Source organism: Pantoea sp. AS-PWVM4 (genome assembly GCF_000468095.1).
Taxonomy (GTDB): Bacteria; Pseudomonadota; Gammaproteobacteria; order Enterobacterales; family Enterobacteriaceae; genus Pantoea; species Pantoea phytobeneficialis.
On sequence record NZ_ASZC01000005.1, the window covers coordinates 122007 to 140866 of the forward strand.

Annotated in this window: 12 protein-coding genes and 1 pseudogene; 4 read left to right on the top strand and 9 right to left on the bottom strand. The window is 53.0% G+C overall.

Features of this window, described 5'->3' with window-relative positions; all coding sequences use genetic code 11:
* Nucleotides 1–98 precede the first annotated feature (98 nt).
* The 4 genes from hsdR to L579_RS06495 all read left to right on the top strand — a co-directional run bounded on the left by hsdR (nucleotide 99) and on the right by L579_RS06495 (nucleotide 6921).
* Nucleotides 99–2528, top strand: coding sequence for an EcoAI/FtnUII family type I restriction enzme subunit R (gene hsdR, locus L579_RS06480; protein ID WP_021183476.1), 2430 nt, complete (start codon nucleotides 99–101; stop codon nucleotides 2526–2528).
* A gap of 73 nt (nucleotides 2529–2601) precedes the next feature.
* The gene (locus L579_RS06485; protein ID WP_021183477.1) at nucleotides 2602–4071 is read left to right on the top strand and encodes an N-6 DNA methylase; all 1470 of its coding nucleotides are present in this window, start codon (nucleotides 2602–2604) and stop codon (nucleotides 4069–4071) included.
* Entirely contained in the window at nucleotides 4071–5807 is a 1737-nt protein-coding gene (locus tag L579_RS06490; RefSeq protein WP_021183478.1) for a restriction endonuclease subunit S, read from the top strand. Before L579_RS06485 ends, L579_RS06490 begins: the two co-directional genes overlap by 1 nt.
* Nucleotides 5808–5817: 10 nt before the next feature.
* Nucleotides 5818–6921: a hypothetical protein gene (locus L579_RS06495; protein WP_021183479.1), complete on the top strand. Its 1104-nt coding sequence runs from the start codon at nucleotides 5818–5820 to the stop codon at nucleotides 6919–6921.
* Nucleotides 6922–7419: 498 nt separating this feature from the next.
* Here L579_RS06495 and L579_RS23005 read toward each other — a convergent pair whose 3' ends face one another.
* The 9 genes and pseudogenes from L579_RS23005 to tssK all read right to left on the bottom strand — a co-directional run bounded on the left by L579_RS23005 (nucleotide 7420) and on the right by tssK (nucleotide 18850).
* Nucleotides 7420–8463 (bottom strand): VasL domain-containing protein, encoded by a 1044-nt coding sequence (locus L579_RS23005; protein WP_021183480.1) that lies wholly within the window; start codon nucleotides 8461–8463, stop codon nucleotides 7420–7422.
* Between the two features lie 18 nt (nucleotides 8464–8481).
* Entirely contained in the window at nucleotides 8482–10860 is a 2379-nt protein-coding gene (locus tag L579_RS06510) for a T6SS phospholipase effector Tle1-like catalytic domain-containing protein (RefSeq protein ID WP_021183481.1), read from the bottom strand.
* A pseudogene (locus L579_RS06515) lies at nucleotides 10848–11291 on the bottom strand (DUF3304 domain-containing protein); the annotation flags it as partial. The gene L579_RS06510 and the pseudogene L579_RS06515, both read right to left, overlap by 13 nt.
* Before the next feature lie 71 nt (nucleotides 11292–11362).
* Nucleotides 11363–11842: a DUF3304 domain-containing protein gene (locus tag L579_RS06520; protein WP_235056572.1), complete on the bottom strand. Its 480-nt coding sequence runs from the start codon at nucleotides 11840–11842 to the stop codon at nucleotides 11363–11365.
* A gap of 148 nt (nucleotides 11843–11990) precedes the next feature.
* Nucleotides 11991–14615, bottom strand: coding sequence for a type VI secretion system ATPase TssH (tssH, locus tag L579_RS06525; RefSeq protein ID WP_021183484.1), 2625 nt, complete (start codon nucleotides 14613–14615; stop codon nucleotides 11991–11993).
* A gap of 122 nt (nucleotides 14616–14737) precedes the next feature.
* On the bottom strand, nucleotides 14738–15241 hold the full coding sequence (tssD, locus tag L579_RS06530; protein ID WP_021183485.1) for a type VI secretion system tube protein TssD: 504 nt from the start codon (nucleotides 15239–15241) through the stop codon (nucleotides 14738–14740).
* 5 nt (nucleotides 15242–15246) lie between these two features.
* A complete protein-coding gene (locus tag L579_RS06535) occupies nucleotides 15247–16836 on the bottom strand; it encodes an OmpA family protein (protein ID WP_021183486.1) in 1590 nt (529 codons plus the stop codon).
* Nucleotides 16833–17513: a type VI secretion system protein TssL, short form gene (tssL, locus tag L579_RS06540; RefSeq protein ID WP_021183487.1), complete on the bottom strand. Its 681-nt coding sequence runs from the start codon at nucleotides 17511–17513 to the stop codon at nucleotides 16833–16835. The genes L579_RS06535 and tssL overlap by 4 nt, the downstream gene beginning before the upstream one ends.
* Nucleotides 17510–18850, bottom strand: a complete 1341-nt coding sequence (gene tssK / locus L579_RS06545; protein WP_021183488.1) for a type VI secretion system baseplate subunit TssK — start codon at nucleotides 18848–18850, stop codon at nucleotides 17510–17512. The genes tssL and tssK overlap by 4 nt, the downstream gene beginning before the upstream one ends.
* Nucleotides 18851–18860: the final 10 nt, after the last annotated feature.

The following is an 18860-nucleotide window of genomic DNA, read 5'->3' on the forward strand; positions in this document are numbered from 1 at the left end:
TCACCGGTCTGATTTTGTTGGCAAAAGGCATTAACGAAGCACTTTATTTGTGCAAAAATCGGTCCATCTTCCTTCATTTTTATCTGACCGGAAATGCTATGGCTGGCGTGAACAAAGCTCAACTGACTGAAACCGATATCATCACCAAATTTATCCTTCCGGCTATCAAAGATGCGGGCTGGGATGTCATGGCCCAGATCCGCCAGGAAGTAAAACTGCGCGATGGCAAGGTCGTGGTGCGTGGGAAACTGGCGGCTCGTCTCGCGGTCAAATCAGCAGATATTGTGCTTTACCATAAGCCAGGGTTACCGTTAGCGGTCATTGAAGCCAAGGCTAATAAGCATGAAGTCGGCAAAGGCATGCAGCAGGGGTTAGGCTATGCCTCACTGCTTGACGTTCCATTTATTTTTGCTTCCAACGGTGACGGTTTTATCTTTCACGATAAAACCAATCCATCACAGCTCGAATCGGAGCTCGCCTTGCATGACTTCCCAACGCCTGCTGAGCTGTGGCACAAATTCTGTATCTGGAAAGGTTATACCTCAGAGCAGCTCCCGGTCATTACTCAGGATTACTTCGATGATGGCAGCGGTAAAGCCCCCCGTTATTATCAGCTCCAGGCCGTAAATAAAACCATTGAAGCCGTGTCTGCTGGCGCGAAACGTGTATTGCTGGTAATGGCAACAGGGACAGGAAAAACCTACACCGCGTTTCAGATCATCTGGCGACTGTGGAAGGCGAAAAACAAGAAGCGTATTCTCTTTCTTGCTGACCGCAATATTCTCGTCGACCAGAGCAAGAATAACGACTTTCAGCCCTTCGGTAGCGCAATGACCAAAGTGACGGGTCGCACCATTGATCCGGCTTTTGAAATCCACCTTGCGCTATACCAGGCCATCACCGGACCAGAAGAGTCACAGAAAGCCTATAAACAGGTTGCTCCCGATTTCTTCGACCTGATTGTCATCGATGAGTGCCATCGCGGCAGTGCTTCAGAAGACAGTTCATGGCGTGAAATTCTCGAATATTTTGGCAACGCCACGCAGGTGGGCCTCACTGCGACCCCTAAGGAGACGGATGATGTCTCCAGCACCGACTATTTTGGCGACGCGGTATATACCTATTCGCTTAAAGAAGGCATAGAGGATGGCTTTCTTGCTCCCTACAAAGTGGTGCGCGTGGATATTGATGTCGACCTACAGGGCTGGCGGCCAACCAAGGGTCAGATTGATAAAAACGGCGAGCAGATTGAAGACCGGATCTACAATCAAAAAGATTTCGACCGCACAATGGTGATTGACGAGCGCACCCTGCTGGTGGCGCAAACCATTACTGACTATCTGAAGCGCACCAATCCAATGGATAAAACCATTGTTTTCTGTAACGACATCGATCACGCCGACCGCATGCGCCGCGCCCTGGTTAATCTGAATCCCGAACAAGTCGCCAGGAATGAAAAGTATGTGATGAAAATCACCGGCGATGATGATGAGGGTAAAGCTCAGCTGGATAACTTTATCAATCCCAAAAAAGCCTATCCGGTGATTGCAACCACGTCTGAGCTGATGAGTACGGGGGTTGATGCCAAGACCTGTAAGTTGGTGGTACTGGATCAAAATATTCAGTCGATGACCAAGTTCAAGCAGATTATTGGCCGTGGCACGCGTATTGACGAGAAGTATGGCAAGTTGTGGTTCACTATCCTCGACTTTAAAAAAGCCACTGAGTTGTTTGCCGATGAACGTTTTGATGGCGTCCCTGAAAAGGTCATCCGCACCACTTCAGAAGAGATCACTGACCCTGAATCAGATTTCGACGAGGAACTGGCAGATGAAACACCTCCAGAAGAAGCAGGCAATGCCGTAACGGCGCTGGAAGAAGAAGCGGCAGAATACGGCGTAACACCAGACGACGAACCAACCGTATTTGTCGAAGACGATGAGCATAAAATCCGCAAATTCCACGTCAGCGGCGTTTCGGTTAAGGTGCTGGCTAAGCGCGTGCAGTATTACGACGCCGACGGAAAGCTGGTCACCGAATCTTTCCAGGACTACACCCGCAAAACCCTGATAAAATCCTACGCCTCACTCGATGAGTTCACCTCAAAGTGGCAAGGCAGCGCGCGCAAGCAGGCAATCATCGAGGAGCTTGAGCAACAGGGGATTCTCTGGGAAGTTTTAGCTGAAGAAGTGGGCAAAGATCTCGATCCGTTCGATTTACTCTGCCATGTGGTTTACGGCCAACCAGCGTTGACTCGCCAGGAGCGGGCAGCGAACGTGCGTAAACGCAACTACTTCACCAAATACGCAGAGCCAGCACAACGGGTACTCAGTGCCCTGCTCGATAAGTATGCCGATGAAGGCGTCAAAGAGATTGAAGATATCCAGGTACTTAAACTGAAACCCTTCGATACTCTTGGGCGTCCACTTGAGATCATCAAAAGCAGCTTTGGCGACAAACAGGCTTATGAAAATGCCGTGAACGAACTGGAAAACGAAATCTACCAGTTGCCGCCGCGCTCCGCCTGACCGCTTAACAATTTAATGCCACCGATGAGTCTACGCTCGCGGTGGCATCCTTTTTTAAAATGGATAATCCACTATGTCTATCAGCTCCGTTATCAAATCCCTTCAGGACATCATGCGCAAAGACGCGGGGGTTGACGGCGATGCCCAACGCCTCGGCCAACTGTCCTGGCTGCTATTTCTGAAAATCTTTGATACCCAGGAAGAAGAGTTAGAACTGGAGCAGGATAACTACCAATTGCCTATCCCGAAGCGCTACCTGTGGCGCACCTGGGCCGCCAACAGCGAAGGAATCACCGGCGACAGCCTACTGGAGTTTATCAATGATGACCTGTTCCCAACCCTTAAAGATCTGACCGCCCCGGTGGATAAAAACCCGCGTGGCTATGTAGTGAAACAGGCGTTTAGCGATGCCTACAACTACATGAAAAACGGCACCCTGCTGCGTCAGGTGATTAACAAGCTGAACGAAATCGACTTTAGCAGCAGCACCGAGCGCCATCTGTTTGGTGATATTTACGAACAAATCCTGCGTGATCTGCAAAGCGCCGGTAACGCCGGTGAGTTTTATACCCCGCGTGCCGTCACCCGTTTTATGGTGAACCGCATTGACCCGAAACTGGGTGAGTCGATTATGGACCCCGCCTGCGGCACCGGCGGCTTCCTGGCCTGCGCTTTTGACCACGTAAAAGATAACTACGTTAAAAACACCGCGGATCATCAGACGCTGCAACAGCAGATTTTCGGCGTTGAGAAGAAACAACTGCCGCACCTGTTGTGCACCACCAATATGCTGTTGCACGGTATTGAGGTACCGGTACAAATCCGTCACGGCAATACGCTGAACAAACCGCTGTCATCCTGGGATGAGCAGATTGATGTCATTGTCACCAACCCGCCGTTTGGCGGCACGGAAGAAGACGGCATTGAGAAGAACTTCCCGGCAGAGATGCAAACGCGTGAAACCGCTGATCTGTTCCTGCAACTTATTATTGAAGTGCTGGCAAATAAAGGCCGCGCGGCTGTGGTCCTGCCTGACGGTACGCTTTTTGGCGAAGGCGTTAAAACCAAAATCAAAAAACTGCTGACCGAAGAGTGCAACCTGCACACCATTGTGCGTTTACCAAACGGCGTGTTTAGTCCATACACCGGCATTAAAACCAATATTCTGTTCTTCACTAAAGGCCAGCCCACCAAAGATATCTGGTTCTACGAGCACCCCTACCCGGACGGTGTGAAAAATTACAGTAAAACCAAACCGATGAAGTTTGAAGAGTTCCAGACTGAGATCGACTGGTGGGGCAACGAAGCCGACGGTTTTGCCAGCCGCGTGAGAACCAATCAGGCGTGGAAAGTGGGCATCGATGAGATTATTGCCCGCAACTTTAACCTCGATATTAAAAACCCGTATCAGGGTGAAGTCGTTAGTCACGACCCGGACGAACTGCTTGCTCAGTACCAACAGCAGCAAACCGAGATTAGCCAGCTGCGCAACCAGTTGCGCGATATCCTCGGTGCCGCACTTGCGGGCAAGGAGGTTAACTAATGTCTGTTGAGCAACTGATCACCCAACATATCAATACCTGGACTTCTGCACTGCAAACCCGTTCAACAGCTGGGCGCGGAACGTCTGGCAAGATTGACCTTTATGGCATTAAAAAGCTGCGTGAGCTGATTCTGGAACTGGCAGTGCGCGGCAAACTGGTGCCGCAGGATCCGAGTGATGAACCTGCGTCTGAATTACTAAAGCAGATTGCAAAAGAAAGAGACGAATTAGTTAAAAGTAAAGTGATTAGGAAATCTAAATCGCTTGAGGAAATTACAAACGCCAAAACACCCTTTGAATTGCCTGATGGTTGGGAGTGGTGTTATTTAAATGACATAGGTAATTGGGGGGCGGGCTCCACGCCAAATCGCTCTAACCCTGAATATTACAATGGCAATATTCCGTGGTTTAAATCAGGCGAACTTACCTCAGATTTTATTTCGCACTCAGAGGAGAAAGTTACAGAACTAGCATTGCAAGAGTGTTCACTCCGAGATAATAAGGTCGGCGATGTATTAATTGCGATGTATGGAGCCACAATTGGTAAGACATCGATCTTAAATGTTCGTGGCACCACTAATCAGGCAGTATGTGCTTGTACTCCGTATGGTGGAATTTCGAACACCTATTTATTAACTCTTTTAAAAGCTTACAAGAGGATTTTTATAGGCATGGGCGCTGGTGGAGCTCAGCCGAATATCTCAAGAGAAAAACTTATTGCCACAGTGTTTGCACTCCCGCCTAAAGCTGAACAAAACCGAATTATCTGCAAAATTAATGAACTCATGTCCCTCTGCGATCAATTGGAACAACAATCCCTGACCAGTATGGATGCACATTCTCAGCTTGTAGAAACTCTACTGGCAACGCTCACCGACAGTAAAAATGCCAAAGATTTAGCCGAAAACTGGGCGCGAATTAGCCAGCATTTCGACACGCTGTTCACCACTGAAGCCAGCATCGACGCACTTAAGCAAACCATTCTGCAACTGGCAGTAACGGGTAAACTGGTGCCTCAAGACCCGAACGATGAACCGGTATCCGAACTGCTTGAACGTATTGAGCAAGAAAAAAATCGATTAGTTGCCAGCTCAAGCTTAAAAACTTCCGCAAGCTATGTAATAAATTCTAGTGATGTTTATCTTCATATTCCTGAAAGTTGGGGATGGGTCAGGCTCGGAAACATTGCAAGATTCATCGATTACCGAGGGAAAACACCGAACAAACTAAACACTGGCATCCGCCTTATTACAGCAAAAAACATTAGAAATGGATATATCGATCTGCAACCCGAAGAATTTATCTCTGAAAATGACTATGTAGACTGGATGACTCGGGGCTTCCCTAAAAAAGGTGATTTACTTTTTACTACTGAAGCTCCTTTAGGAAATGCGGCAATTATAGATATTGAGGAAAAATTCGCATTAGCACAGAGAGCGATTTGCTTGCAGTGGCATATGGAGAAAATTTCTCCTTTTATGCTTTTGCAGTTTATGTCCGGTCCTTTTCAAAATCAGCTTATTGCTAATGCAACTGGCATGACTGCTATGGGTATTAAAGCATCCAAACTGAAAGAAATCCCTGTGATTGTTCCACCTTTAAAAGAGCAATATTTAATCGTTAAGACTGTCAAAGAGCTATTCACCTATTGTGATACTCTCAAATCTCGCCTGCAATCCGCCCAGCAAACCCAGCTTCACCTGGCGGATGCACTCACTGAAGCAGCATTAAGCTAAGGAACAGACGATGCCGGTTCACCATGCTATCTGGCGGGTGGGTGACAAACCCCAACCATTGACTATCAGCAAGCTGGCCAGTGAGAGTTTGCTGGAAAGAATGATCTTAAACGACCCAACCATTCTTTCAGACCAGTGGATGATTATCGGTCATCAGGAAAATACGCTCGATAAAGGGCGTATTGACCTGCTGGCTATCGCACCTGATGCCTCGCTAATCTTGATTGAGATTAAACGCGACCGCACACCGCGCGAGGTGGTAGCTCAGGCGCTGGATTACGCCTCATGGGTAGATGATTTAACCGCTGACCGCCTGTCACAGATTTATGAAAAATTCTCTGGCGGCGGCAATCTGGGCGACGCCTTCCAGCAACGTTTCAATGCTGAGTTAGAAGAAGAATCCATTAACCAGTCGCACCAAATCATTATCGTGGCAGCAGAGCTAGACCCCTCCACTGAGCGTATCGTGGACTATCTCAGTAAAAATGGTATTTCCATTAACGTTCTGTTCTTTAAGGTCTTTCAGAATGGTGAGGAGCAGTTTTTAAGTCGCGCCTGGCTTATCGATCCCAGCGAGACGCAAACCAACGCCGCACAAGCCACCGCAGGGGCCAGTGCTAAAACCAAGGAGCCGTGGAACGGTGAGTTCTATGTCTCGTTTGGTGACCCAGCCAGCCGTAACTGGGAAGAAGCGCGCCGCTATGGCTTTATCAGCGCCGGTGGTGGAAGTTGGTATAGCCAGACCTTAAAACAACTTCAGCCTGGCGATCGCGTATGGGTGAAAATCCCGGCTACCGGTTATGTCGGCGTTGGCATCGTGCAAAGCGCCGTTGAACCTGCCAGCAGTTTTACACTGGATACCGAAGCCGGTGAAAAACTCGCGATGGACGTACTCAAGCATGGCGAACTGTACCGCCAAAATGCGGATAATCCTGATAAGTCAGAGTATTTTGTGCCGGTAAAATGGCTTGAAACCCGCAGTGAGCAGGAAGCCAGGAACGAGGTTGGATTCTTCGGCAATCAGAATACCGTTTGCAAACCTACTACGCCAAAGTGGCGACATACTGTTGAAAGATTGAAAAATCACTTCAGAAACTGGAATACGAACGAGTAAAATTTTCCCGCATTCAGGCGAATGGATTTTAATAAGGATCTGAATAATGCGTAAAATCCTCTACTCCGAATACACGTTCCGGCGGTCACACGAAGGTGTAGCTGCCCCGACGGTTTATTCGGGGATTACCCATGAAAACAAGAAATCGCGCGTTTCGTCGCCATCATATGAAAAGGCTCAAAACTAAACGCAGTCGATATAATAATGCGGCTTACAGCTGGCCTGAAGGGGCGAATATCGGGAAGGCTTACCATACGCCATGCCCCTGCTCATGCTGGATGTGTGGACATCAGCGTTTTCATCACGGAATGAACATGCAGGAAGTGAGAGCAAGAGCCAAATACCAAGACTAAGCAACAGAGCCCACCTCAATGGTGGGCTATTTCCCGGTCAATACCAATGCCATTATTGGATATGCCCGAAATCTAACGCTGCTTACTGAGCTGATTCTATAAAAATCTGCTTATATAACATCAATTGAACCTATCGATCCCAGCATCAGCTTCCCTTCTCCTCCCGCAGCAACTGATACCGATACTCCAACTGCCTCAGCAATATTTCGATCTGAACCTGTTCACCGCTCTGATTTCCCTCGTCTTCAGCGTAACGCCGTATCTGCTCCTCAACTGGAGGGTGCTGATTAAATGCCTGCATCACTGAAAATATGCTGGATTTCAATTCACTTACCGTCAGGTATTTGCCGCGCGTTTTATCCAGACGGTTAAGCTGTTCTGTCAATTGCTGTAACTCAGCCATTCCTTGCTGCCAGCTCTGTAAGCGCTCAAACGGAATAGCTTCTTTTACCCTACGTTGTTGTTCCATGTGCGCCTGTTGTTGCATTTGCTCATACCTGAACCAGACCACACCTCCCAACACCATCGCCCCAGCCAGTAGCGCGCAACAGGCACCGCTGACGAAAGGCTTTAACATTGAAGCTGATGCTCCCATTGTAGGCTGAATGACATAGACTTTCGGAGTCGGCGGTTCGTAGAGAGGCTGCGGCATATTTACCGCCCCCTCCTTAAGATGCGCGATCGCAGACTTTATCTGCTCGTACAGAGCGCCTGTCTGAGCTGCATCTCTCATGCCATAGCCTGTGAGCGTATCACGGAGTGACTGGAGCAATGCTTCGCTGCGATACAACCCCGTTAACTCATCCTGATGCTGAAACATACAGCAACGCAGAAAGTTCTGGATCCGACGTACCAGGGTACTAATGATATCCATGCGCGCCGACATGGCCTGCGGCCACAGTACCGCCCACTGGCGTGCAATCAGCGCCTCGAGGATACTCAACCCTTCGTTCAAGCCATGCACCCCAGCCGTGTGTATGCGCGCCAGGGTGTACCAGGAGGCGCTTTGCAACTCCACGCCATTCAACTCAAACAATGCGAGACAGAGCTTCTCGACATGTCGCCAGTCCACATCAGGCCGGGCAGGATGAGAAAGTTTGCCTATCTCATCACGCAACGTGACGTATTCGCTGAAGGTACGCGGGTCTCCACCGGTCTGGATTGGTTGGGGAGGTAGTTCGCTCATCATCCGTTGATTATCCTTTGGTTATGCGATTGCTGACTGTGCCTTTTCACGCCATCCTTCCTGAAGGGCGCTTTTCACCTGGGCCAGATGCTGTTCACTGTTGATCGCTCTCTGTTGTGCCACCACCACACCGGGTTCCCGGGTGAACTGACGCAGACTGGCAGACTCCGCCAGCAGCGGCACGGGCGCTCCGCTCTGCCGGTCCACTACCTCCACGTCGTACACGGCCAGAGCCGGGGGAATGTCCCTGTCGGATTTGACCCTGAAGCGGAGGAGGACTGGCTCATCCTGGGTGACCATCCCCGGTACCTTCCCGTCAACCACCAGCGCTGCCAGCGACTTGCTGCACTTGTCGCCAAAGTAAATCATCCGGTAGCGGAAGTAGCTGCCCCAGGGTTCACGACTGCCCAGACTGGCGTGGAGAAACCAGGCGCGCGAGTCATGCACCTGGTCATCAAACAACGCCATAAGTAACCCGTCAGCAGATTCAAGCAGTTCCCGGTGTTTTTGCTCCCCTGCCGCTTTCATTCTGAAGTACTCCGTCTCCTCATCATCGCTGTTCAGCAGAAAGACCACCTGCTGCGTCTTATCCACCAACACCTCCATTGCGCTGTTCAGGCTGCGAAAGACTTTGTGATAATCCTCCGCAAATTCCTGTGCCGCCTCCCTTAACTGCGTCTGCGCCATATCCGGGTCGAAGTCTTTAATACCCGGCTCCGGGAGATAATCTTTCAGCCTGACCGATTTACGTCTTCTGGCCTCCACGGCAGCCTGGTCCTTATCCCGCTGGATTCTGGCCTGCCTGCGGACCTCCGGACCGGCCTGCGTGTCTGTGGCGCGCTGATAGAAAGGAGTCTGCAACAGCGTTTTCAGCGCATAACGGTTGATGCGCCAGCCGGTTATCCAGGCCATCTGTGCATCGGCGGCCACTTCCAGGCAGACCGGAGCCTGAGTGGGCTGGTAATCGGCGGCCTGAAGATCATCAGGGGTGTCGGGGGTGGGGAGGTTAAGGGTGCGTTCGCGCCAGGCGTTGAAGCGGTGGATTAAATCCGGGGCTACCGCAAATTCAATCTGTAATTCAGAATCTAATATCCTCCAGTTTTGCTGCTTCAGTGCATCTGGAATTGAAAATTCTGGAACTTTTAATGGTGCCCCTGTTGTAAATGCAGCAGCGTACATATCATGCAAAGTAATCTGAGATAGCAGTAAACGGTCTAATTTATCATTTGCTTTCCCCTGATCGCCCCGTGGATACCCGCCCCCCACATCAGAATGCATGCCCGGATAAATCACCTCGACGCTGTTCGCCGGGTATTCCCCGTTACCGCGCCGGATGGAATCCAGCGGAAAACACAGGCGCTGCTCATGGGAAGACACCAGATGCACACAGCGTTTAATCAGGCCGCCGTAGGTGGTCTCATCCGGCAGCTCCAGCGTGCCATCCGCCCACGACATATGCCCGTCAGCCAGAGGGACCATATGTGCCACTCCCACCGAAGCCACCGTGTCCAGCAGACCGAGAAACTCCACGCTGAGGGGAATTTTCATCCCCTCCACCGCCAGACACTGCTCGGGTCTGTCTTCACCCGCTGCGGGAGGGGGCAGCAGTTCACTGAGCCAGCTGACAAAGGCACGCGCTGCGGCGGCTCCCCGGGAAAAGCCGTAAATATACAGTTTGATACCCAGCAACTTCGGTTTGCCCGGCTCCGGCTGCTCCAGTGCGTTTTTCAGCCGGGCTTTCAGCGCCCGCAGCTGCCGGGTAAATTCCTCATAGCGGTTATGACTGCCGCCAAAACCGAAGTGGGCCCAGCTGGTTTTCATATTTTCCAGCGCTGCGCGGCTTTCGCTTTCGGAAAGTTTCAGGCCGTCCTGACCGGGGTCTTTTAACGTCCTTTTCAGCACATCAATAATACGCAACAGCGCCCAGTTAATCCGGTCCTCCCCGTTACTGGCGAATGCCAGCCCCCATGTGCTGTAATCCAGGTCATCAATTTCCGGGAACGGCGTGCCCACGCCGGGAATATAGAATTTGAAATAGTTCTCCGCCCCGATATCGAACAACTGCGCCTGTTGTGCACCGACACCGCCCGCATAACCACTGCCGATGGTGGCACTGAACAGCCGGGCGATATTGGTCGGATGTGGCGGGTCAGACAGATACAGGTCGTTATTCAGGTTATTGCCGGTGCCGTCGAAAAACAGGCTGATATGCAGCGTTTTGCAGCAGGGAGGCTCCACCCGCCGTCCGGCAGCCAGACAGAGTTCCTGACGATACGCCCGCTCCCGGCTGTTCTGCTTTTTGCAGTTTTCGCCCACCAGCGTGGCAGCCGCCGGTAAACGGCCCTGCGCCGGAAATGCCGGGGGATACCAGACCTGTGCTTTGCCGGTTATTTCGGACATACCTTCGGCTCCTCCATCCTTAAGGGTTCTTTGATCGGGTAGTTCGCATTACGCGGCGACCAGCAACTGGTGGTCACCTTAATCTCGTCGCAGGGCAGAAAATGGATGGTGATGCCGCAGGTATCCTGACCGTTATAATCCGGCAGCGGCACCGTCCTGGTATGCTGGCGTTTTTGCGCGTGGTTCTTTTTCGTCCAAGCCTGATATTTTTCCCAGTCAGCAAATCCGGGAAAATCATCAGAAGATCCAACACCGGTTTCCCAGTCCACCCTCACCGTCATTCCCGGCTGCCATTTCTCCGGTACGCTAAAACAACAGCCTCCCCCGCCACCCTGATACGGGCCGATAATATCGATGCCGGACTGACCATTGATGCTAAAGCGATTAATTGCCCAGTGGGTGTGATTAATCGCTTTAATCACCCCGGCCCCGGCCTTTGACGGCATACAGATCGACAAAAACACCATGCCGACTAAAAAAGCGGCACACGAAATACGACGGATTATTTCGGACATACCTTCGGCTCCTCCATCCTTAAGGGTTCTTTAATCGGGTAGTTCGCATTTCGCGGCGACCAGCAACTGGTGGTCACTTTAATTTCGTCGCAGGGCAGGAAATGGATGGTGATTCCGCAGGTATCCTGACCGTTATAATCCGGCAGCGGCACCGTCCTGGTATGCTGGCGGCTCAGGGCCTTCATTTCTTTTTTCCAGGACAGATATTTTTCCCAGTCAGCAAATCCCGGAAAACCCTCCATATCACCGACCCCGGTTTCCCAGTCCACCCTCACCGTCATTCCCGGCTGCCATTTCTCCGGCACGCTAAAACAACAGCCACCCCCGCCGCCCTGATACGGGCCGATAATATCGATGCCGGACTGACCATTGATGCTGAAGCGATTAATTGCCCAGTGGGTGTGATTAATCGCTTTAATCACACCGGCCCCGGCCTTTGACGGCATACAGATCGACAAAAACGCCATGCCGGCTAAAAAAGCGGCACACGAAATACGACGGATTATTTCGGACATACTTTCGGCTCCTCCATCCTTAAGGGGTCTTTAATCGGCAGCGAGTATTACGCTGTTCAGCACAGGTATCGTTTTACGCAGCGGGTGAATGTAGCCATGCTTATCCACCAGCCACACCAACGCTCTGATCTTCCAAAGACAGCACAATGCCCTGCTCAATATCCCAGCCCAGCTTCAGGACGGTGGGTTTATGCCCGGCAGCGATCAGCCTCAGCAGTTGTTGGCTTAGTACCGGGAGAATCTGTTGATTCAGCAGATTGTCGATATTACGTGCGCCGCTATCCGGCAGCAGGCAGGCGGAGGTGAGGGCGTCATACAGGTTTTCTTCAAGCCTGGTACAGACGCCATAATGTTGAGCCAGGCGTTGGCTGACCAGGTCCAACTTCATGGCAACGATGGTGCGCATCGCTGCCGGTGTGAGTGGCCGGTAGATCACCGTCTGGAAGCGTGCCAGCAGGGCTGGCTGGAAATGGTCTCGCAGCAGTGGACGTAACCGTTCCTGTAGCTCAGCATCGCTGGTGTCGGGATGCTCCTCCAGGAGTTGCATCAGTGGGTCGCTGCCGAGATTGGAGGTCATCAGGATAACGGTATTGCGAAAATCGATCTCGCGACCTTCACCGTCGCGCATAACTCCGCGATCGAATACCTGATAAAACAGGTTCAACACATCAGGGTGCGCTTTTTCCACTTCATCCAGCAGCACCACGCTATAGGGACGCTTACGTACCGCTTCCGTAAGGATACCGCCCTGACCATAACCGACGTATCCCGGAGGTGAACCCTTAAGCTGACTGACAGTATGCGCTTCCTGATATTCGCTGAAGTTGAGGGTGATAAGCGAGCGCTGACCACCGTAAAGGGTATCCGCCAGCGCCCGGGCGGTTTCGGTTTTTCCGGATCCGCTACTACCCACCAGCAGAAATACCCCTTGTGGGCCATTTTCCGCAGCGAGACCGGTTTTGGTTGCCCGCAACCGCTGTGCAATTGCATGCAGCGCGTGATCTTGTCCAACAATGCGCTGGGCCAGCACGTTGTCCAGCATCAGCAACTCACTCTGTTCATCTTTCATTAATGAGGAGAGCGGGATGCCAGTCCAGTCAGCGACGACATTCGCCACCGTGCGTGCGTCCACATCGAGCGCCAGCAGTGGTGCAGTCTGCTGAACCTTAATCAGCTCATCCTGTAGCGCGGCAATCTCCTGTTCGCGGGAAGGATCGCTGCGGCAAGCCAGCAGCTGTTCCGTTAGTTTTTTTTCCTGTTGGTATCGCGTTTCCAGCACAGCCAGATCGTCATTATGCTGGCGGATAAGCTGCCGGGTCTCCGCCAGGCGGTTGTTGCCGTCATAATGGCCGACAGCACAATCCTCCAGCAATGCTTGTTGTTCGATCTCAAGCGCGACAATTTGCGCCCTGAGTCGTACCAGCGATTCCGGCACAGTGTCCAGGCTCATGCGTACCCGCGCACTGGCGGTGTCCAGCAGATCAACGGCTTTATCCGGCAGTTGGCGGCCCGTCAAATAACGCCGCGACAGGGCCACCGCAGCACGCACCGCCTCGTCTGAAATGTAGACGCCGTGGTGTTGTGCATAGCGGGGTTTCAGGCCGCGTAGCATCAGGCAAGCGGTTTCATCATCTGGCTCATCAACCTGCACACGTTGAAAACGCCGTTCCAATGCTGCATCACGTTCGAAATATTGTTTGTATTCACCCCAGGTAGTGGCCGCGATAGTGCGGAGTTCCCCCCTTGCCAGTGCCGGTTTCAGCAGATTGGCAGCATCGACGCTACCCGCCTGATTGCCTGCACCGATCAGGGTATGGGCTTCATCAATAAACAGCAGCACCGGGCTGGTTGCCTGCTGTACTGCCGCAATGATATTTTTCAGCCGTTGTTCAAACTCACCTTTTACACCCGCCCCCGCCTGGAGCAGGCCCGGATCAAGAGTACGAACGCTAACTGACTTCAGGCTATCCGGTACGTTTCCCTGCACGATACGCAGCGCCAGCCCCTCCACCAGCGCGGTTTTACCCACGCCAGGTTCCCCTACCAGAATCGGATTGTTTTTGCGTCGGCGGGCGAGGATATCCACCATCTGACGGATTTCATTGTCACGCCCGAATACCGGATCGATATGACCAGCGCGAGCGCGGGCCGTGAGATCAAGGGTAAAACGATCCAGCACCGCCTGATGTGCATCGTGTTTTATACCGGGAACAGGCAATGCCGCTGCGGCACTAAAAATCTCAGGCGGTCTGACCCGCTCATCGGACTGTTCTTCAAGCAGTGGGCACAAGCGATCAAGCTGAGTTTTACCCAATGTCAGTAGCGGCCAGAGTTCATCACACACCAGCAGCGCTGGGGTATCCACGATCGCCATCAACACATGGAGCGTGCGAATCTGAGTGCTTTCATTTTCCAGCGAAGCACACAACCAGCTCTGCTTCAGCAATGTTTGCAAGCGAGCTGAAAGCGAGGGATTGCTGCGTACGGTACGAGGCAGAGTATCCAGATAACGCAACAAAGATTGCCAGATGGCATCCAAATCCCATGCATAACGACGGGCGATCACCGTCAGATCACCTTCCCCTGCCTCCAGTAACTTCAGCAGCCAGTGTTCAGGCGTGATCTCTGCGTGGGCACGCGTCTGACATAAAAAGGCCGCAGCCTCGAGGGCTCGCGCGCAGAAGGGATTGAGGCGCCGCAACAAAACGGCGGATTGATGTTCCATATCTCTTTCTCCAATTCAGGCACGCTACCGCCCCTGGCCGTAACCCATGCCCATCAGGTGTGAACTTCCGGTGTTGTTTGCCGAGCAGAATAAAAGCGGGCGGCAATGCCGCCCGCGCTGGTTTAGCCAGCAGCAACCGCGACAGGTCGCGCATTCCACTCATCAGAATGAACAAGGTTGCCGTCTTTATAGTTCCAGGTGATTTTCTCGTAGCGCAGCTCAATCTCTTCCAGGTGATTGCGCTTCTCTTTGGTGGCGTCTTTGATGTCATGCACCAGTGGACTCACCTTTACCACCTTGACTTTTTCCAGCTTGATGTTGAAGTACTCCACTTCGTTCCCACCACTATCGATGAGGTAATATTTCAGTTCAGCGCTCTCAAGCGTCTGGCCGGTGCTCACCGCCTTGTAGAGATAGGGGCTGGAGGAGTCGATCGCTTTGGTAAACTGCAATGGCGCATGGATACGTGTGCCTGTCACCTTGCCGGTGTTGTCATCGGTGGGGATATGCACCTGATGTTTCATTGCAACCACCTCAATGCTTCCTTCACGGTTTTCAGCCTCGACCGAGCCTTTAATCGCCCCGCCGCCATCGTCCTTCAGCCATAGATAAACTGGAATCGCCATAATTTTTACTCCGTTAAGTGTTGATTACCGTCACCATCCCGTGATGACAGCAGGGTGTCATCTGGCACCTGACAGGCATCTGCCTGCGGCACCAGATGGATTTCGACACGCCGGTTGGTCGCGCGCCCCTCCGATGTATCGTTGGTAGCAAGAGGACGGCTGACACCGTATCCCTGCACCGCAAAGCAGCTCTCCGCTATAGCACCGGTGTCCCGCATCCAGTTACGCACGGCTTCGGCACGCTTCAGTGAAAGCTGCTGATTAAATCCGGGATCGCCGGTATTGTCGGTATGGCCGCTGATCACAATCAGCCAGCCCGGTCTGGCTCGAATGCCAATCAGGGCATTAATCAGTACTTTGGTAGAGCCCGGTTTCAGCACGGCTTTGCCAGAATCAAACAAGGCCAGGCTGTCAAGCTGGGCAATCGTCGGTTGGGGTTCAGGTTGGAGTGGGTGCAGTGGAGGAGGCTGCCAGCTGCGGATAGCATTCAAGACGGGCAGGTGCAGACGCTCACCACGATACAGCCCCAGTCCCAGATACAAAGGTGCCCCCTGTCGAGCCCAGTGGTTCAGCTGAGCAGCATCCTCTCTCAGTACCGCAACTGCCGCCGCTTTTGGTGCTGCCTCAGTCATGGCGATAGCCTGGTAACTGGCGAGATCAAACGCGATACGACGGATAAGCGACTGGTTGTGCCATGCGCTGCAACTCATTGCGATGATCGCGGAAACAAACAAGCCCGTCAGGACAACCGGCAGCGCCCGGCGAAAAGGGGTAAAGCCCTGCCCGCGAGGTAACAAGGGTAGGAGGAAATCAGGTTGGGCATACTCATCCTGGTTTGCCGACCAGCCAGCAACCAACTGCAAAGCGGTGTGCCTGGACAGCCATTGCCGCCAAAGTGAATCCGGCTGTTCCTGCACCAGCGCGGATTGCAGCGCGCTGAGGATGGCATAAGGTGGCACTGCATCAACATCCGGATGCTGCGCAGTAAAGATCTGGCGCACCTGCTGACTGAAACCACGCTCCACCGCGTTAAACAGCATCTGCTGCTGTAGCACGGTGCTATCCGCCTTTGCTAACCACTGCTCGATGGATTGTGGTGCCTGTCCCTGGTACCAGATCTGCGTTCCCGCCTCTGAGGTCATGACTTGCCACAGAGGAGTTGCCGTCAGCGTGACGTTGCCCGCCACTCTGATGGTTATCAGCAACGGCAACGCCTGCCGCGTTTCACGCCGCAGCACACCAATTTGCCAACGTAATTCATGAAGCTGGTTTTCCAGCGCTGACTGTTGTGTATGCTGCTGCGGATTAACGCTGATACAGACGGCAATCTGCCCACCCCAGCCAGGACGACATTGCAGCAACTGACGCAAAACATGCTGGAGCTCGCTGCTGGCCGTGATGCGTATCCAGCACCCCTGTGGCACGAGTCGGACAAATTCTCCCTGCGGCCAGCCCTCTGCGTCATCGCCGCAACACAGCACCACCGGCAGGCGATAGCCCGCTTCTGGCAAAGCCTTACTGAATGACGGAGCAGAATATGGAGGACGACGGAAAGCAGCCCACCACATCTTCCAACGCTGAAGTGCAGACTTCATCCTTTCACCTCTGGCAGCAGTGTCGCTATCAGTTGATCCAGCCAGCGATCCAGCCCCCACCACAAAGCCAACAACAGCAACGCGGCAATTCCCAGGCGAACCGGCCAGTGGCTCAACACGCCCTGCGACAAACCGCTGCCAGCCCCAACCAACAGAGGCTGATCAGTGGTGAGCGAGCAAGGGGGAACACGTTCATTGAGCGCACCGATCAGGTTTTGACGCTCCGCAACGTCCAGCGACGGATAGCCGCCAAGGAATCCCAACAACATCACCCGATGAAAGCACTTCACTACCTGAGCATCCGCAGCGGGCTGGCTAAGTACCTGCCGCATCCGGTCACACAACGTTTCACCGGCATCGATGGTATGCAGAAAGTGCCCCTGAAGCGGCAGGTGATACCACTGCGTGCAGGCATCATCCTGCACGCCACGCCCCTTGACCGCTTCATCGAGTAATGCACAATGCGCGCGCAGGATATCGTGACGGCTTTCGTCACTGACGCCTGCATTACGCAGGGCTTTCTGAACCCGCTCGATGTCAGTCACGCAACGCTGCCATAACGCTTTGCCCTCTCCCTCCCTGAATTGTGGCTGATGCCGAAGACTGATGACCTGGAGCCAGCAGTTCAGCATCAGTGCATCAATATCCACGGGACTTTCCAGTTGGTTGTCACTCATGTTCTTAGTACCGCAAAGAGTTCAAGTTCCGGGTCACCCAGGGTACCGGGGACGTAAAACATGCAGCAACCGCTCTCCAGCATCGCGCGTGCTGCCGGATGCGACAGGTCGAGTGAGAAATATTGATTTTCCAGCCGCAACGGAATGGCGGCTGGAACATGGCTCAATGGCTGGAGTGGAACCCCCAACTGTGAAGTGTTCACCAGGCTGACAACATCATCCGGGCTGCCCACTTTGCACTGACGTGGAACCTGTTCCTGAAGTTGCACCACGGGTAAGGGTGAGCGTACCGAAAGATAGAAATCCGCCTCTTCACGCAAACGAGGATCATTGAGGCGAGCACGCCACTGGCGCAGCCTGCGATCATGGCTCATCTCAATCGCCACCACGCGTGAAGGCAGGCTGGCTTCCAGCAGCTGGGAAAGCAGCCTCAATAACGGCGGAAATACATTGTTGAGATCATCATGCTGATAGCAAGGTATCGCGTTGACCTGGTGCTCAAGGGAAAATGTCAGCAAGCTACCCGCCAGCCGTGCCAGTTCCGGATATAACCGCTCTGGCGCGCTTTGCGGATAGCGCAAGAAATTTGCCAGTACCGGCTCAGCGCTGTTCAACGCATTTAACAACCAGAACAACGACACATCTGCGACAGCGAAATCAGCCATACGCTGGTTGCTCTCACGACGCATCGCCATCAGACGAACCAGCCGCGCACGCAGCTGCGTCATCAGTTGTTCCAGAGAAGTCATTAACCCGCGATGTCCACTCATCACCAGCAGCGGGGGAAGAAACTGGCTGTCAATTGCCCAGGTTCCCTGCGCATCCCGTTGCAGACGCACCAGTGGACAGGTCAACCAATCGCTGTTGTCCTGATGGGCAAAGCGCAGCGCCAGCTCCGGATGCAACACGGCAATCTGTTTTGAGTCATCACCAAACAGATTGCGAATGTCGCGCCAGTGCTGACGAAAACGCACCGGACGTTCCGCCACCTGGTCGGGTTGCAGACAATTGCCGCCGTTGGCGTACATTTGCGGGAGCGCCAGCACCACGACCCCCTCCTTGTGCTCAGAACTCAATGTCAGTGTCGGAGGGAGTGGATCGGCATTTTGCGTATCAATCAACGTTCCATCGCGAAAACGGACCCGCAGATGCCGGGGCTGAAGCCGACCCTGCCTTAGCGATTCCAGTTCAAACTCAGCCTGAAATACCCCCCAGGGATGATTGAGCCCCATGTTTGCCAGACACTCACTGCGCCAATCCATCCAGGCCGTCTGCTGTTGGAAATGCTGGGGCGAGATCATCACCCCCCGCCCCCACAGCGGTTGTTCGGTTTTCATCCCTGATTAC

What these genes read in the sequence shown, in the direction of transcription:
- tssH (WP_021183484.1), bottom strand. Translation starts at nt 14,615, where the DNA reads ATGGAACATCAATCCGCCGTTTTGTTGCGGCGCCTCAATCCCTTCTGC.
- L579_RS06520 (WP_235056572.1), bottom strand. Translation starts at nt 11,842, where the DNA reads ATGGCGTTTTTGTCGATCTGTATGCCGTCAAAGGCCGGGGCCGGTGTG.
- tssD (WP_021183485.1), bottom strand. Translation starts at nt 15,241, where the DNA reads ATGGCGATTCCAGTTTATCTATGGCTGAAGGACGATGGCGGCGGGGCG.
- L579_RS06510 (WP_021183481.1), bottom strand. Translation starts at nt 10,860, where the DNA reads ATGTCCGAAATAACCGGCAAAGCACAGGTCTGGTATCCCCCGGCATTT.
- L579_RS06490 (WP_021183478.1), top strand. Translation starts at nt 4,071, where the DNA reads ATGTCTGTTGAGCAACTGATCACCCAACATATCAATACCTGGACTTCT.
- tssL (WP_021183487.1), bottom strand. Translation starts at nt 17,513, where the DNA reads ATGAGTGACAACCAACTGGAAAGTCCCGTGGATATTGATGCACTGATG.
- L579_RS23005 (WP_021183480.1), bottom strand. Translation starts at nt 8,463, where the DNA reads ATGATGAGCGAACTACCTCCCCAACCAATCCAGACCGGTGGAGACCCG.
- tssK (WP_021183488.1), bottom strand. Translation starts at nt 18,850, where the DNA reads ATGAAAACCGAACAACCGCTGTGGGGGCGGGGGGTGATGATCTCGCCC.
- L579_RS06495 (WP_021183479.1), top strand. Translation starts at nt 5,818, where the DNA reads ATGCCGGTTCACCATGCTATCTGGCGGGTGGGTGACAAACCCCAACCA.
- L579_RS06485 (WP_021183477.1), top strand. Translation starts at nt 2,602, where the DNA reads ATGTCTATCAGCTCCGTTATCAAATCCCTTCAGGACATCATGCGCAAA.
- hsdR (WP_021183476.1), top strand. Translation starts at nt 99, where the DNA reads ATGGCTGGCGTGAACAAAGCTCAACTGACTGAAACCGATATCATCACC.
- L579_RS06535 (WP_021183486.1), bottom strand. Translation starts at nt 16,836, where the DNA reads ATGAAGTCTGCACTTCAGCGTTGGAAGATGTGGTGGGCTGCTTTCCGT.